Annotated in this window: 13 protein-coding genes; 12 read left to right on the top strand and 1 reads right to left on the bottom strand. The window is 50.6% G+C overall.

Annotation, left to right across the window (positions count from 1 at the left end):
- Nucleotides 1-12 precede the first annotated feature (12 nt).
- The 12 genes from rfbC to ABID47_RS23915 all read left to right on the top strand — a co-directional run bounded on the left by rfbC (nucleotide 13) and on the right by ABID47_RS23915 (nucleotide 15,194).
- Nucleotides 13-561, top strand: coding sequence for a dTDP-4-dehydrorhamnose 3,5-epimerase (gene rfbC, locus ABID47_RS23860; RefSeq protein WP_354500393.1), 549 nt, complete (start codon nucleotides 13-15; stop codon nucleotides 559-561).
- Between the two features lie 15 nt (nucleotides 562-576).
- Nucleotides 577-1,599: a dTDP-glucose 4,6-dehydratase gene (gene rfbB, locus ABID47_RS23865; RefSeq protein ID WP_354500395.1), complete on the top strand. Its 1,023-nt coding sequence runs from the start codon at nucleotides 577-579 to the stop codon at nucleotides 1,597-1,599.
- A complete protein-coding gene (rfbD, locus tag ABID47_RS23870) occupies nucleotides 1,596-2,456 on the top strand; it encodes a dTDP-4-dehydrorhamnose reductase (RefSeq protein ID WP_354500397.1) in 861 nt (286 codons plus the stop codon). The genes rfbB and rfbD overlap by 4 nt, the downstream gene beginning before the upstream one ends.
- A 103-nt stretch (nucleotides 2,457-2,559) precedes the next feature.
- Nucleotides 2,560-3,495, top strand: coding sequence for a glycosyltransferase family 2 protein (locus ABID47_RS23875; protein ID WP_354500399.1), 936 nt, complete (start codon nucleotides 2,560-2,562; stop codon nucleotides 3,493-3,495).
- 140 nt (nucleotides 3,496-3,635) lie between these two features.
- Nucleotides 3,636-4,544 (top strand): glycosyltransferase family 2 protein, encoded by a 909-nt coding sequence (locus tag ABID47_RS23880; RefSeq protein WP_354500401.1) that lies wholly within the window; start codon nucleotides 3,636-3,638, stop codon nucleotides 4,542-4,544.
- The gene (locus ABID47_RS23885) at nucleotides 4,541-5,947 is read left to right on the top strand and encodes an undecaprenyl-phosphate glucose phosphotransferase (protein WP_354500403.1); all 1,407 of its coding nucleotides are present in this window, start codon (nucleotides 4,541-4,543) and stop codon (nucleotides 5,945-5,947) included. The genes ABID47_RS23880 and ABID47_RS23885 overlap by 4 nt, the downstream gene beginning before the upstream one ends.
- Before the next feature lie 203 nt (nucleotides 5,948-6,150).
- A complete protein-coding gene (locus tag ABID47_RS23890; RefSeq protein WP_152400014.1) occupies nucleotides 6,151-7,023 on the top strand; it encodes a phosphatidylinositol-specific phospholipase C/glycerophosphodiester phosphodiesterase family protein in 873 nt (290 codons plus the stop codon).
- A gap of 195 nt (nucleotides 7,024-7,218) precedes the next feature.
- On the top strand, nucleotides 7,219-7,905 hold the full coding sequence (gene pcrB, locus ABID47_RS23895) for a heptaprenylglyceryl phosphate synthase (RefSeq protein WP_212970477.1): 687 nt from the start codon (nucleotides 7,219-7,221) through the stop codon (nucleotides 7,903-7,905).
- Nucleotides 7,906-8,067: 162 nt separating this feature from the next.
- Nucleotides 8,068-10,395, top strand: coding sequence for a DNA helicase PcrA (gene pcrA / locus ABID47_RS23900; RefSeq protein WP_354500406.1), 2,328 nt, complete (start codon nucleotides 8,068-8,070; stop codon nucleotides 10,393-10,395).
- Between the two features lie 34 nt (nucleotides 10,396-10,429).
- Nucleotides 10,430-12,451: an NAD-dependent DNA ligase LigA gene (gene ligA / locus ABID47_RS23905; RefSeq protein WP_145139405.1), complete on the top strand. Its 2,022-nt coding sequence runs from the start codon at nucleotides 10,430-10,432 to the stop codon at nucleotides 12,449-12,451.
- A gap of 272 nt (nucleotides 12,452-12,723) precedes the next feature.
- Nucleotides 12,724-13,335, top strand: a complete 612-nt coding sequence (locus ABID47_RS23910) for a hypothetical protein (protein ID WP_354500408.1) — start codon at nucleotides 12,724-12,726, stop codon at nucleotides 13,333-13,335.
- Complete coding sequence (locus ABID47_RS23915) at nucleotides 13,332-15,194, top strand: transglycosylase domain-containing protein (RefSeq protein ID WP_354500410.1); 1,863 nt, start codon at nucleotides 13,332-13,334, stop codon at nucleotides 15,192-15,194. Before ABID47_RS23910 ends, ABID47_RS23915 begins: the two co-directional genes overlap by 4 nt.
- Nucleotides 15,195-15,215: 21 nt before the next feature.
- Here the strand turns inward: ABID47_RS23915 and ABID47_RS23920 are convergent, their stop codons facing one another.
- Nucleotides 15,216-16,463 (bottom strand): molybdopterin-dependent oxidoreductase, encoded by a 1,248-nt coding sequence (locus ABID47_RS23920; RefSeq protein ID WP_354500412.1) that lies wholly within the window; start codon nucleotides 16,461-16,463, stop codon nucleotides 15,216-15,218.
- Nucleotides 16,464-16,988 lie beyond the last annotated feature (525 nt).

Here is a 16,988-nt window from a genome sequence, read left to right on the forward strand (position 1 = left end):
GGAATCCCTAACATGAAAGTCACTCCTTTAAACCTACAAGGCGCTGCCTTACTTGAACCGGTTGTCCATGGAGATAACCGGGGTTTTTTTATGGAGAGTTACAATGAAGACGTCTTGGAAAAACAAGGCGTCAAATTCAGCTTCATTCAAGACAACCAATCTCTTTCGGCTGAACCGGGTGTAATCCGTGGTCTTCACTACCAGTTGAACCCTAAAGCTCAAACCAAGCTGATCCGCGTCCTCACCGGCGCCATCTACGATGTCATTGTTGACGTCCGCAAAAGCTCGCCTACCTTCGGTAAATGGGTAGGGGTTATTCTGAGTGAGCATAATCACCGTCAGCTGTTAGTGCCTAAAGGCTTCGCGCATGGATTTTGTACGCTTGCGCCGAACACCCAAGTCTTGTACAAGGTGGACGAATATTATTCCCCTGAGAATGACCGCGGCATATTATGGAATGACCCGGCATTAGGAATCGATTGGCCGACATCCAAGCCGATTCTATCGGACAAAGACCAGCACCATCCGCTGCTAAAGGATGCGGAATTGAATTTTGACTAGGAGGCCGCTTTTTACATGAAACTTCTCGTTTCCGGCGGAGCCGGATTTATTGGCAGTAATTTCGTTTTATATATGCTTCAGCAGCACCCGGAGTATAAGATCATTAATGTGGACTCGCTAACGTATGCGGGCAATTTGGAAAATCTGAAGTCGATCGAAAATCACCCGAACTATACCTTCTCTAAAACTGATATCACCGATGCCAAAGCCATTGACGACTTGTTCCAGCAAGGTATTGACGTGGTAGTCAACTTTGCTGCCGAATCGCATGTGGACCGCAGCATTTTGGATCCGGAAGTCTTCGTAAAAACAAATGTTTTGGGGACGCAGATACTTTTAGACGCAGCCAAAAAATACGGTGTGACGAAGTACGTTCAAGTATCTACGGACGAGGTGTACGGTACATTAGGGGAAACTGGCCTATTTACGGAGGAAACGCCCCTGACCCCGAACAGTCCTTATTCTGCGAGCAAAGCAGGCGGAGATCTTCTAGTGCGTGCCTACCACGAGACTTTTGGTCTACCGGTAAACATCACCCGCTGCTCTAATAACTACGGACCGTATCAATTTCCGGAAAAGCTGATTCCGCTGATGGTATCCCGCGCTTTGAACGACCAGGCGCTTCCGATTTACGGAGACGGGCTTAACATTCGAGATTGGCTGTATGTAGAAGATCATTGCAGCGCCATTGACCTGGTTATTCATAAGGGCCGTATCGGCGGGGTATACAACATTGGAGGCAACAACGAGCGGACGAACATCCACATCGTAAAAACCATTTTGGCGGAGCTGAATAAACCGGAATCGCTGATTACCTATGTACAGGATCGTCCTGGGCATGACCGCCGTTACGGCATTGACCCGACCAAGATTAAGCAGGAGCTTGGTTGGAAACCAAAGCATAATTTCGAAACAGGTATTAAAGAGACGATTCAGTGGTATCTGAATAACAAGGAATGGTGGACTCGCATTCAATCTGGTGAGTACCAAGACTATTACGCTAAGCAATACGGCGAACGGTTAGGCGATTCCGTATGAGAGTCTTAGTGACCGGAGCCTCAGGACAGCTAGGGAAGGATGTAGTCGCTCTTTTTCAACAAAAAGGGCATGAAGTCATGGGGTGCAGCCGCTCCGAGTTGGACATTACGAATTTGGAGCAATGCCAACAAATTATTAACGAATTCCAGCCGGATTCAATCATCCATTGTGCAGCTTATACTGCGGTGGATGCCGCCGAGACGGATGTTGACGGAGCCTACAGGGTAAACGCAGTCGGTACAAGAAATGTGGCAGTTGCAGCCGAAAAAGCTGGCGCTAAGATGGTTTACATCAGTACGGACTATGTTTTTAACGGACGTTCCGAGGTCCCTTATCAGGAATACGACAATACGGATCCGAAAAGTGTGTATGGCAAATCAAAAAGAGCCGGTGAGGTTCTTACACAAAGCCTATCGTCCCGGTATTTCATTGTCCGCACATCCTGGGTTTACGGGCTGCATGGAAATAATTTTGTGAAAACGATGCTTCGCTTGGGTCAGGAGAAACCCCAGCTGCAAGTCGTTCATGACCAAAAGGGTTCCCCTACCTACACGGCTGATCTCGCTCGTTTTCTCGAGGAATTGGTTCAGACCGAAAAATACGGCGTCTATCATGCTTCGAACAGTGGAGAATGCACATGGTTTGAATTTACGCAGGCGATTTTTGAAGAAGCTCGAAAGCTTGGTATTCAAATTACGGCACAGGTTGAGCCATGTACGACGGAGCAGTTTCCCCGCCCAGCTCCACGACCGGCGAATTCGGTTATGGATCACTTATCGATTAGGACGAATGGATTAACGGATATTAGACCATGGCGAGAGGGGCTCGTCGATTTTCTGAAGCATTTGCCAAGCTAATAATTATTGCTTAGTTCATAATAAAACTCTCGCCCTCCCATGGGATGAGAGTTTATTTGCTATAATGGAGTCAAAAATCAAGATAGGAACAAGGTAATTGTCTATGAATAAACGAGTAAGCGTACATATTGTTACTTTTAATAGCGGAGAAGATATCATTCCCTGTCTTAAGGCTGTTCAAGCTCAAACCTATCCTATTGAACAAATTGTTATTGTTGACAATCATTCTACTGACGATACATTGGAAAGAATCCTATCTCTTCAAAATACAATTGGTGAGAAACTGAGGATAATAATGAATCAAGAGAATCTTGGTTTTGCACCCGGCCATAATCAGGCTATTGAGGCTACGGACAGCGACTACATCTTAGTGCTTAATCCGGACGTTACATTGGATCCAAGCTATGTGGAATTACTGATCAACAGTCTCGAGATTCACCCTGGAGTGGGGAGTGCAACTGGCAAGCTGCTGCTTAAATCGAATCCTGAAATTGTGGATAGCACGGGACTTATCATGAACAAGGCGTATAGAGCCTTTGATCGAGGGGCGGGGGAACCATCATCTAACTGGAACCAGTCGGGAGAGGTTTTTGGTGTTTCAGGTGCAGCAGCCATGTATTCTAGAAAGATGGTCCAGGACATCAGCATAAACGGGGAATTTTTTGACGGAGACTTTTTTGCTTATAAAGAGGATGTAGATGTTGCCTGGAGAGCAAAGATCTTGGGATGGAAATCGTACTTCCATGCCGAGGCTATTGGGTACCACGCTCGAGGCTGGAAGAAAGGGACCCGCCAACGGCAGCCGTTATTCATCCGCAGGTATTCCTATATTAACCGATACAAAATGATCTATAAAAATGGTGATCGCTTTCGCTGGTTACTGGACTTAGCACAGGCTTTGCCTTATGAGATTGCCAGCAACGGGTATTTCCTATTAAGAGAAGTTCGTATTCTAGGTGCGTGGAAATTATTTGTAAAGCAGTATAGTAATTTGAAAAGCAAACGAAAAGCTATTATCGAAAAAAAGAGATTGAGATAATTTATTACTGTCTTAATTTACTGTTAATACGTAGATTACAATGTTCTTATGCTATAATGTCGATAGATAGGTTTAAATTGGCTTTATTGTCGTTATTTTAATATATTTTCATAACTATGGTTGTCAGGATGTGCTTCAAATTGGACTTAAGCATTCTTATTGTGAATTACAATACATGCCAGCTGACGGTGGACTGTCTTCGTTCGGTATTAGCCTCGGAGACCAGTTATACCTATGAGGTCATCGTCATCGACAACAACTCCTCCGACGATTCGGTTGAGACGATTCGAGCCGAGTTCCCTCGAGTGACTCTCATCGCGAATAAGAATAATACCGGATTTGCCAAAGCCAATAATCAGGGGATGGAAGCGGCTAAAGGACGTTACGTCTTACTGCTGAACTCGGATACGGTCATCCAAAAGGATACGCTCCAGACCATGATTGCTTTCATGGACGAGCATCCTAAGGTAGGAGCGTCTGGATGCAAAGTCATACTGCCTGACGGCTCATTGGATAAAGCCTGCAAGCGTGGATTTCCTACGCCTTCGGCTTCTTTTTATTATGCCTTCGGGTTCTCCAAGTTGTTTCCGGATAATCCACGGTTCAACCAGTACCAGTTGGGGCATTTGGATCCGGATCAGGCCTACCCGGTGGATTGTCTAGTTGGTGCTTTTATGCTTGTGCGGCGTGAGGTGCTGGAGACGGTCGGAGGACTTGACGAAACGTTCTTTATGTATGGTGAGGATATTGATTGGTGCTACCGCATTAAGCAGTCGGGTTGGGATATTCATTACTATCCTAAAACAACGATTGTTCACTATAAAGGTGGAAGTGCTCGCCGAAGACCATATAAGATCACTTACGAGTTCCACCGGGCGATGATTTTGTTTCACAGGAAGCATTATCGCAAACATTACAATATTTTGACGAATTGCCTCATATATATGGGGGTGGGGCTTAAATTTATAATGGCTCTGGTAAAAAGCCGGTTGGTTCGGCCAAAATCAGTGATCGAGTCTAAGGAATCAGGCATGGGGGTGGGCGTGTGATCCGGAAAAATCAGGAGTTCCTGACTCAGATGTATGCGCTGACCGACTTTGCCTTCATCCAGTTTTCGTTTCTATTGGTATGGTGGATCCGGTTCCGAAGCGGTTGGATACCATTCAGCAGGCCGCTACCCGTCGAAACCTATGCCATGTGGAGCTTTATTTATGGGGGCATTGCTGTATTAGCCGGCATGATGATTGCCTTATATTCACCTAAGCGTAAGAAACGATTTGCCGATGAATTCATTAAAATCATTCAAGTACATTGCATCAGCATTTTTGTGCTCTTGAGCTTAATGTTCTTTGTGAAGGAAGTGAATATCTCCCGTTCGTACTTGGCGCTTTATATGGTTACTCTGGTGATGTTTATCCTTGTTTACCGTTATATTCTTAAATCGTCATTAAAGTATTTTCGGCAAAAAGGATACAACCGGCAGTTCGTTTTGATCGTTGGGGCGGGGTCGTTGGGGAAAAGGTTTTTTCAAAACCTTAAGCAATATCCTGAACTGGGCTATGAAGTGATTGGTTTTCTTGATGATTACCAGAAGTGGGACGTACAGGAGAAGCTCCGTTATAAGCCTATACTGGGGACGGTTGACGATCTACCGAAAGTTCTGGAAAAAGAGCTGATTGATGAGGTCGTACTGGCCCTGCCGCTCGACGCACATTACAAATACGCGAAGATTATCGCTTTATGTGAGAAGGCTGGGGTACGTACGCTCATTATTCCTGACTTTTTCGACTATCTGCCGGCCAGACCTTATTTTGATAACTTTGCGGGCATGCCTACAATTAACGTCCGTGATATTCCGTTGGATATGGCGGCGAACCGATTGTTTAAGAGGCTGTTTGATATTGCGTTCTCTCTGTTTGCCATTATTCTGACGTCACCGCTGTTGCTTTTGATTTGGATTGGTGTCAAAATCACTTCGCCCGGCCCGGCTATTTTCAAACAGGAACGAGTTGGTTTAAACCGCCGTACCTTTATGATGTATAAGTTCCGATCAATGAAAGTGATGTCTCCTGGCACGGTCGATACGGGTTGGACAACGGAAAATGATCCGCGACGAACCAGGTTTGGTTCGTTTCTCAGGAAAACCAGCTTGGACGAATTACCGCAATTTTTCAACGTGCTGTCGGGAGATATGAGCGTCGTCGGTCCAAGACCTGAGCGTCCCTATTTCGTGGAGCAGTTCAGAGAGGAAATTCCGAAGTACATGGTAAAGCACCATGTCCGTCCTGGCATAACTGGCTATGCCCAGAGTAACGGCCTGCGAGGGGATACCTCGATAGAAGAACGGGTCAATCACGATATTTTTTATATTGAAAATTGGTCTCTTCTCTTTGATATTAAAATCATTTTCAAAACGATACGAAACGGCTTTGTTAATAAAAACGCATATTAGTAATCAAGCACTGATTTAATGAAGCGGCGTCTATGACGTCGCTTTTTCTTTTCCCTTAGGGCATTCCCAGCATCCCCCTCCCCCCTCATCGTTTGACACCCCTCACGTCCGGGTAATCTCTACTAACTAATCTCTTTCTTCGTCTCCCAACGAATCAGACACGCTCCCCTCATGCTTACGCTGGTGAAAAGGATGTGATTTCGATGAGGAAATGGGTGGCATTGCTGGCGCTGGTTGTAGCGGCCGGCCTGATGATGTGGGTTCCCCAGGGAAGCTCCAAGGACATCAACAACAATTTTACCGATTACCGGGTCATTTCCCACGCGATGGGCGGGATCCGCGAGCATGCGTACACGAATTCCTATGAGGCGTTTATTGCCAACTACGAAAAAGGAAACCGTGTATTCGAGGTGGATCTGCTTCTGACGGCGGACGGCCATTTGGTGGCCAGGCACGAATGGACGCAGTACATGACCGAGCTGCTGGGGCAAAAGGGTGAGCTTCCGAAGGACAAGCAGTCGGGGAGGCTGACCTACAGCGACTTCAAAAACAGTAAAATCCTCGGCACATACGAGCCGCTGGATTGGTCGGATATTTTGGACCTGATGGAGCATTATCCCGATATTTATATCGTGACGGATACGAAGGAGCAGGAGCCGGCGGATATGCAAAAAGAGCTGGAGATCCTCGTAGATACGGCGAAAAAACGCGATCCCGCGCTGCTGGAGAGGGTCGTGCCGCAAATTTACGATCAGCCGATGCTGGACATGGTGAACGGTATTTATGAGTTTCCGTCCATTATATACACGCTGTATGCTACCAAGGATACGGATCAGGAAGTCATCGATTTTGCTGCCAGCCATTCGATTGAGGCGGTTACGATCCCGGAATCCCGGGCGAAGCCTGATTTTCTGGCCAAGCTGAAAAAAGCGGGCATCACGGCTTATGTGAATACGATTAACGATCCTTCCGAAATTGGCAGGCTGCAGCGAATGGGGGTTACGGGCGTGTATTCCGACTTTGTAACGGAACAAGAGCTCGGTGATAACCGCTGGCTGGTTGCGCTCGGGTGGTAATTGCATCCATATTGTTCATCGGATGAATCGTTTATGACCTGAAAGATATGCTTCTCTACCCGGAGCATATCTTCTTTTTTGTGTGCGGCGGATTGGCGAAAAAATGTTCGCATTTTATGCGAACGCAAATTGACACTCACCCGGTGCTGACATAGACTAGATTTATGAAGATTTGTCGTGGAGGAATGCCGTTTGATGCAAATGATTATGCCATGGAGGCATGTGTTTAAGCTTGACCCGGATAAGGAGATCTCCGATGAGGCGCTGGATGCGGTGTGTATGTCCGGTACGGACGCCGTCATGGTGGGCGGGTCCAGCGGGGTAACGTTCGACAACACCGTGGAGCTGCTGTCCCGTATTAGGCGATATGAGGTCCCCTGCGTGCTGGAGGTGTCCGATCTGGAGGCGATCGTACCGGGTTTTGATCTGTATATGATCCCCATGGTGCTCAATGCTTCGGATTCGGCATGGCTCGTTGGCCATCATCAGCGGGCGGTGGAGGAATATGGATACATGATCCCGTGGGAGCTGCTCGTTCCCGAAGGATATATCGTCCTGAACGCGGATTCCACGGTTGCCCGCTTGACCGGAGCACAGACCGAGCTGGATGCGGCCGGAGCAGCGGCGTATGCCCAGGTCGCGGACAAGCTGATGTCTCTGCCGGTTGTCTATGTGGAGTACAGCGGGACGTTCGGGGACATGGAGACCGTGCGTCACATTCACCGCTCGCTGAACGGGGCCAAGCTGTTCTATGGCGGAGGCATCAAGGATGCCGATTCGGCCCGTCAGGCTGCTGACGTCTGCGACACCATCGTCGTCGGCAACGCCGTTTACGAAGATTTGAAGCAGGCGCTGCTGACGGTTAAGGCTATTAAGGAATAAAAGTAAGTAGATTTAGACTGTCGTCGGTACTACCTCTAATCCCCAAATGCATATAACCGCTAACCGGTATAATAGATGCTGGCCGTTGGGCCACGCCGCATACCGCTTTTATGATGTCCTATCATATTTGTGAATTTCTATAGCAGGAAGGAGCATGCACGCATGCAACCTATTGATATACAACAGGCAATACAACGACTGAACCCGCAGCAGCGCCAAGCCGTGGAAGCCACGGACGGCCCGCTGCTCATCATGGCCGGCGCGGGCAGTGGCAAGACCCGGGTGCTCACACACCGGATCGCTTACCTGATCGCAACCCGCAAAGCTCCGCCTTGGGGCATTCTGGCCATTACGTTTACCAACAAAGCCGCACGCGAGATGCAGGACCGGGTAGCCAAGCTGGTCGGCAATGAGGGCCGGGACATCTGGGTGTCCACGTTCCACTCGATGTGCGTCCGCATTTTGCGGAGAGATATTGAACGCATCGGATTCACCTCGAACTTTTCCATCCTGGACTCCACAGACCAACTGTCCGTTATCCGCAACTGCATGAAGGATCTGAACCTCGACACGAAGAAATTCGAGCCGAAGGCGATCCAATCCGTGATCAGCACGGCGAAGAACGAACTGGTGACTCCGGCGCAGTATGAACAGAAGGCGGGAGACTATTTCGAAGGCCTGGTCGCCAAGGTGTACACGATGTACCAGAAGCGGCTCAAGGCCAACAACTCGCTGGACTTTGACGATTTGATCATGGCTACGATCCAGTTGTTTAAGGAAGTGCCGGAAGTGCTGGATTTTTATCAGAAAAAGTTCCAGTACATTCATGTCGACGAATACCAGGATACGAACCGGGCGCAGTACATGCTGTGCCGGATGCTGGCCGACAGCCATCACCGGATTTGCGTTGTGGGTGACAGTGACCAGTCCATTTACCGCTGGCGCGGCGCGGACATCAGCAACATTTTGAATTTTGAAGAGGACTATCCGGAAGCGCGCACCATTCTGCTCGAACAGAACTACCGCTCCACCGCGACGATTCTGAACGCAGCGAACGAGGTCATTGGACAGAACACCGGCCGTAAACCGAAGAGGCTGTGGACCGATAAAGGCGAAGGCGCGAAGATTAAAGTGTACCGGGCGGACTCGGAGCATGACGAAGGGTATTTCGTCACCTCGGAAATCAGCAAGAACGTAAATCAAGGCAAGTCGTACCAGGATCATGCTATCCTGTACCGGACGAACGCCCAGTCCCGGGTCATCGAGGAAATTTTGATCAAGTCGGACATTCCGTACCAAATCGTCGGCGGCATCAAGTTCTACGACCGCAAAGAGATCAAGGATATGCTGGCCTATCTGCGCCTGCTCTCCAATCCGGATGACGATATCAGCTTGACGCGGATCATTAACGTTCCCAAACGGAGTATCGGCGATACGACGGTGGCGAAGCTTGCAGCCGCGGCGACGGAGCGGGGAGTTTCCATTTTCCGCGTGCTGGAGTTCGTTGACGACCTGGGCTTTGCTGGACGGACCCGGAATGCTCTGGTGGAGTTTTACGATATGATTTCGGCCCTTCATCAGATGGTGGAGTACCTGTCCGTCACTGAGCTGACCGAAAAAATACTGGAAATGTCCCAGTACCGGGTCGACCTGCAGCGCGAGAATACGCTTGAATCCCGGTCCCGCCTGGAAAATATCGACGAGTTCCTGTCTGTTACGATGGAATTTGAGAAGAATAATGAAGATAAGTCGCTGGTGGCGTTTCTGACTGATTTGGCGCTCATTGCCGACATCGACAGCATGAATGACAGCGAGGAAGACCGCTCGGATGCGGTTGTCCTGATGACGATGCACAGCGCCAAGGGGCTCGAGTTCCCGGTGGTGTTTATCATCGGCATGGAGGAGGGCGTATTCCCGCACAGCCGGGCCTTCCAGGATAACGAGGAGCTGGAGGAGGAGCGCCGGCTGGCTTACGTGGGGATTACCCGCGCGGAGCAGCAGCTGTTCCTCTCCTGCGCGCAGATGCGCACCTTGTTCGGCCGGACGACGGCGAACCCGCCTTCCCGCTTCCTGGATGAGATCCCGGAAGAGCTGAAGGAAGATACGGTCGTTGCCCGTGACCGCTACCGCCGCGGAGGCAATATTGGCGGTTCTTATGGCGGCAGAGGTTTTGGCAGCGGAGGAAGCAACTTCGGCAGAAGTGCTGCGCCATCCTCGCAGAGCGGTTCCACGGCCACATCGGTTGGCCGGGAGAGCCGGGTGACGGTGACTACCTCCACTCCGGCCAAAATGGCAGCGGCGAGCAGCACCTCGGATCTCACCGCCCTGAAGGCGGGAGACAAGGTCTCCCACGGCAAATGGGGCATTGGGACGGTCGTTTCGGTTAAAGGCAGCGGCAACGATACGGAGCTGCAGATCGCTTTTCCGGCGCCGGTTGGCGTGAAACGCCTTCTGGCCGGGTTTGCACCGATCACCAAAGTGGAAAATTAAAATTATGAATCTATAGACGGAGGGATGACCCTGCATGGATCCGAAGTTGACCATGGAGCAGCTCGTAGCCGAGCTGAATAAGCACAATTATCAATACTACACGCTGGATGCGCCTGTCATTAGCGATAAAGAGTACGACGCTTTGTACGACCAGCTCGTTGCATTGGAGAAGGAGACCGGCATGACGCTGCCGGATTCTCCGACACAGCGTGTAGGGGGAGAGCTGCTCAAAGGATTTGTCCAGCATCGTCATCTGGCTCCGCTGTGGAGCCTGGATAAGGCCCAAAATATCGAACAGCTTGGCAGCTGGAACGCAAGGGCTGTAAGGCTGGTTCAAGACTATAACAAGAAAAACCCGGATAACCCTCTGCCCGAGCTGAGCTATGCGGTGGAGCTGAAGTTTGACGGGCTCACGCTCAATTTGACCTATACCAACGGAAGATTGGTTCAGGCGGCTACGCGCGGAAACGGCGTGGTCGGCGAAGGCATCCTTCCGCAGATCAAGACGATTAAGTCTGTGCCTTTGAGCATTCCATATAAGGACGGAACGATCGAGGTGCAGGGCGAAGGGATTATGAACCTCTCTGTGCTTGAGGAGTACAACAAGACGGCGGCAGAGCCGCTCAAGAACGCCCGGAACGGGGCGGCGGGAGCGCTGCGCAATCTGAATCCGAAGGTGACCGCCGAGCGCAGGTTGAATGCTTATTTCTACAACGTGGGCTATTCGGATAACATCCGGTTCGACAGCCATAAGGAAATGATGGATTTTCTGCGGGAAAATCATTTTAAAGTCAATCCGTACATCACGTATTTCGATAACTTCGACGATGTGATGGAACAGCTTGCCGAAATTCAGGAGCGCCGTTCCAGCCTGGACTATCTCATTGACGGAGCCGTTATCAAAATCGTCGACATGCGCACGCGCGAGGCGCTCGGGTATACGGACAAATTCCCTCGCTGGGCGGTAGCCTACAAATTCGAGGCGGAAGAGACGACAACCGTGCTGGAATCCGTCAGCTGGAACGTAGGCCGAACCGGTAAAGTAACTCCGCTCGCCCGGGTAGAGGCAGTGGAGCTGGCAGGTGTTACCGTTCAGAACTGTACGCTGAACAACGTGGGGGACATCGAGCGCAAAAACCTGAAATATGCGTTGGGCACACGTGTGTTTATCCGCCGTTCCAACGACGTCATTCCGGAGATTTTGGGTAAGGTGACCGAAGAGAACGACGGCGGTGAAATCATTTATCCGGAGCACTGTCCGGCGTGCGGCTTCCCGCTGGAAATGCGCGGCGCCCATCTGTTCTGCAACAACAAGCTGAACTGCAGGCCGCAAATCATCGGGCGGATTACGCATTTCGCCTCCCGTGATGCGATGGACATCGAAACGTTCAGCGACAAAACGGCCGGACAGCTGTACGACGAACTGAACGTGCGCGAAGCGGCCGAACTGTATGAGCTGACGTTTGAGCAGCTGGTGAAGCTGGATCGTTTTGGCGAGAAAAAGGCGATGAATCTGCTGGAAGCGATTGAGAAAAGCAAGGGCAGAGATCTCGCTTCCTTCCTGTACGCATTGGGTATTCCCAACACCGGCAAATCCACAGCCAAAATGTTGGCGGACCATTACCGAGATCTCCATGCCGTGATGAAAGCCGACATAGAAGAGTTAATCGCTCTTCCGGATGTCGGCGGCATTGTCGCCGAGAGCATCGTGAACTTCTTTGCTGATCCGTTTGTGGTGGCGGGCATCGAGAAAATGCTCTCCCTCGGCGTGCAAGCGAAGGCTCCCGAGGCACCTCAGGCGGTTAAAACCGACTCCTTCTTTAGTGGGAAAACGGTCGTATTGACCGGCACGCTGCACCAAATGACCCGCGACGAGGCGTCGGCGCAGCTGGAGGCGCTGGGAGCGAAAGTGACGGGCAGCGTCTCGGCCAAGACGGACCTGCTCATTGCCGGGGAGAAGGCCGGCAGCAAGCTGGCCAAAGCGAAGCAGCTCGGCATCCAGGTAATCGAGGACGAGGACGAATTTATCCGTCTTTTGAACGAAGAAGCGAACTAGTTATAGAACGTGACTTTAGGACATGACTAACCAAGTCCTGGCTCATTGAAAAATGGGTCCAGGGCTTTTTCTTTTTTTCTCATGCTGACATTGCTGTTTTGATCTTCGATGGAACTCGCATGAAGGGGCTCTCTGCATGAAGCCGGATTTCTGCTTGCGGTGGAATTTTAAGGGAATGTTAAGGATTTAGCGGGTGTTTGTTAAGAATTGTCTGGTATCCTTTTGCGCATAGGTGGGTGAGTTTTCCGCTTTGCTGAGAGGAGGCCTGAGTTTTGAGAAAATGGTTAACGGTTCGGGCTGCTTATCTATATACAGTGACGGGCAGCGCTTTGTTAAGCGCTATCGTACTCTTTTTGACATACCGTGTCTTTGCGTGGTCCTATGCGCATGTTTCGCCCGATTCATTTTTTGCCAGGCTGGCCCGTGGTTTGGTGAACTATATTGGTAGAACGCCGATTGTCGCTGTTGTTTTTTTGATCGTGTTTGCCGGTTTGTTCATGCTTCGCTCACAAAAACTTGCGGATGATATGAAGCAGATCGTCAGAGCGGCAGAGGAGCTGGCAGATCGAGGATCCTTCCGTGAACTGAAAGTTGCCTCGGGTGGTGAGTTAAAAGCATTGGCAAGCCACTTACAAGGCATTCGTAGATGGATGACAACATCTTCAGCCGATCGAATTTCCACACCGCCCATTCAAAATGAAACGACTCCGCTTTTGGACAACGAAGAGGTCATGGCAGTCATTTTGCGAATCAAATCGCTGCTCCGCACATTGGAGGCTGCGGATTTGAACGGTCAGCGGCCGCCAGATTTCGATATGGAATCCGTGAAGCGGGAAGCGCAAGGCTTGGAGAGGCTTCTGGAAAGCCTGATGACGGCGTCATGAACAGCCCGCAGGCAAAGGTTTGGCGTAAGGTGATGAGGGGGTTCTACCTCTCGTTCGATGTCGCGGTCATTGGTACGTTGATCGTACTGGCGGGTCTGTTTTATGTACATACGTACGGAGGCATCGTCGTGGGGCGTCATCCCGAGAAACTGGTATTGCGGGAGTCGAGCATCCTGGTGGCCTCGGATGGGACCAAGCTTCGAAAAATACCCCTGCCGGAGTCGGGCTACAGGGCCAAGGCGCACCTGGAAGATATGCCTGATTTGCTTCTGGACACTATTTTGGCGGTGGAGGACCGGAGTTTTTATAGACATAATGGACTGGATTACAAAGGGATTGCGCGTGCGGTATACACCAACTCCATCCATATGCGGATTTCGGAAGGCGGCAGCACCATTACACAGCAGCTGGCCCGAAATCTGTATCTGAACCGGGATCAAACGCTGCTGCGCAAGCTGAACGAGGCTTCTATTGCTTTGTCTCTGGAGAAACGTTTGTCCAAGCATGACATATTGGAATTGTATTTGAACGAGATTTACATGGGGGATGGGCAGTTCGGCATCAAATCTGCGGCGGAGCATTATTTCGGGGTGACGGATCTGAAAAAGCTCAGTGTGGCGCAAATCGCCTCCTTGGCTGCCATTCCGAAGGGACCGTCCATTTACAATCCGTTACATAAGGGCGACCTGCCCGTACAACGTCGAAACATAGTGCTTGGTATTATGAAGCATCAAGGTCTGATTACCCGTGATGAGATGATCTCTGCTATAAATACGAAATATCAGCCGCCGGCGGAGCTTGATCCTCCTGTGTTGGGGGCCTCTTATATGGATGCTGCTCTCAAGGAAGCCTCACAGCGAACAGGCACAACGTTGGAAGAGTTGAAGACGGGTGGGTATACCATCGTAACGGGGATGAATATGGCTGCACAGGCTGCACTGGAAGATACCTTCGCCAACCCGGATTTCTTTCCGCCGGACGGCAAGGATCAGCAGGTTGAAGCAGCGATGGTGATTATGGATTATCGGACGGGAGAGATTGTGGCGCTGGCCGGAGGCAGGCATCCTGCTGCAGGCAGCTTGAACCGGGCCGTGGTTGATGCCAGGCAGCCGGGTTCGGCCTTTAAGCCGATTATCGCTTACGGCCCGGCCCTTGAGAACGGTAAATTTTCGCCGGATAGCATGCTTCAGGATCGCAAGATAGCTTACGGGAGCTACAAGCCTCAGAATTTGGGCGGAGCTTATCAGGGGCAAATGACCATGAGGCAAGCGCTGCAGCAGTCTGTAAATGCCCCAGCCGTATGGCTGTTGCAGCAGGTAGGGATTACAAAGGCAATACAGTTCGCGGCGAAGCTGGGCATTCCGCTTACCTCTGAGGATGCTAATCTGTCCATTGCGCTTGGCGGCGTTCATTCCGGCGTCTCTCCCTTGAAAATGGCGCAGGCGTACAGTGTGTTTGCCAGCGGTGGGATGTATCGTGAAGCGCATCTCGTACGGCAGGTTACGGATTCAAAAGGTCGGGTGCTGTATGCCTACCGTCCGGATGAGCGCCAAGTCATTTCGTACTCGACGGCGGAAAATATGACGAGCATGCTGCGAGGTGTCGTCAACGAGGGCACAGGCATGAAAGCGAGGATGAATCGGCCGGTAGCGGGCAAAACCGGCACGACGCAGCTTGGCCTGCCCGGTGTCAGCAGCAAGGGAAACCGCGATCTTTGGTTTGTCGGTTATACGCCGGAATGGACCGGGGCTGTATGGATGGGGTTTGACAGAACGGATGCGGATAATTATATGACCGCAGGCAGCGGGAAGGCCGCCGCCTTGTTTTCAGCGGTCATGAGGAGGGGACTTGAACGTTGATTAAAGGGCTGCAAGGAGGAGTTATGTCCTTTTGGCGTCCGGAAGCCAGGCATTTTTATCGTAACCCCGCTCTTCCCAATAGCCGACATGGTCGCCTTGAATCAATTCAATCCGGTTTAACCATTTGACGGACTTATAAGTATACATTTGGGGAACGATCAGCCGTACCGGACCGCCGAGATCGCTTGGAATGGGCTTGCCGTCGTGCAGAACGGCCACCATAATGTCGTCCATGCGAGCCTGTTCCATCGTTATAGAATCCGTGTAGACCCCATCGCCCGAATAAAACTTCACGGTTTGTGCCGCTGGCTGAACCCCGGCTTCATCCAACAATTTTTTAAGGGGAATGCCCTCCCAAGTGTTATGGTACACCGACCAACCGGTGACGCAATGAAAATCGCTGACCTGAACCATACGCGGGAGGTTTACGAATTGTTCCCAGTTCCACTGCAGCCGTTTATTGACGAGCCCATCTACGGTAAAAGACCAGTTGGCATTATCGAATGAAGGAATGGGGGTTACCGTGTAGATGCGAAAATTCCCCTTAGCCCCTCCGCCGATAGGAGTGAGGGATTCCGCGGCAGGCGTGGGTGCCGGAACCAGATGGTTGGCATCCCTTTCGAGCAGCTCCTCCATGTTTTGCTGTGACGAACCGATACTGCTGCCCAGCCATTTGATAAAAGAAGGCCCGAACGCTACCGCCATACCTACCCCGATCGCTGATCGGATGAAAGCTCTGCGCGTGTAGAGCGGCTCGTTTGCAGTATTTGCTGCCGCTGGCCGGTCAGCCCCGGACTTCACCGTCCGCCGGTGAGGCTCTTTGAGCCATTGGGTACGGGTAACCGAGTGATAGATGATATAAGGCAGACCCACCCAAGTAAAGAGGTCGTGAATCGTCAGAGCGGGGTTGGACCATGCCGGGCCGAATGCTCTGAACTGCCACAAAACCACCCCGGAAAGAAACCAGCCGGCCAGCAGGAACAGTACGATGATGACATTCCACTTCTGCTTCGGGCGGTCCCTCAGCAGCTTCCAGTGCTTGCCCGCCAGAAAGAGGTAGTAGACGACGGGAAGGAGCAGGGCCAAGCCGACACCGATATGAAGCCATTTCAGCCAGACCCTGCCTCCGCCAAGCGCCTCGCGCCAGAAACCGAGGGGGAGAATCACTCCGCTAAATGCCAGAAAGGCAACCATCCATGCGTTCCAGCGGTGAATGGCGGCCAGCTTCTTGCCGATGCCCTTGCGGATCTTGTTTAACCAATCGCTCATTTGTCAGCCTCCTTGTTAAGAAAACACAAAGTAACGGTACTGCGAGTATGGATCTTCTACTTATGATCCTTTTGAGTAGACAAGCACATGGAGAGAACCAATTACAGAAAGAACAGAATTCTAAGCCTGGCGATCAACTGTTAACGAGAAATAGTTACGTCAGTGAAGGAGAGAATTGGCTAACAATAAGTAAGTAAATTTTACCACAACATAAATTTAAAAAAACTGTTGCATAATAGGCGGTACCCGTGATATATTATTTCTTGCCGCTAAACAAGGCGGTGATTCAAATCTTCTCAATGCTTGCTAAATAAGTGTTGACACGAAATGAATGACATGATACAATATAATCCTGCGTCGGATTTGAAAATAATGTCGAATGCAGCGATCAAGTTCCTTGAAAACTGAACAAATGGATGATGTTTTAAACTGAGATTAAATCAATCTCGTCAGATTCAAAATGAGCTACAAACTTTCTTGGAGAGTTTGATCCTGGCTCAGGACGAACGCTGGCGGCGTGCCTAA

Source organism: Paenibacillus favisporus, assembly GCF_040545415.1.
GTDB classification, from domain to species: domain Bacteria; phylum Bacillota; class Bacilli; order Paenibacillales; family Paenibacillaceae; genus Paenibacillus_AQ; species Paenibacillus_AQ favisporus.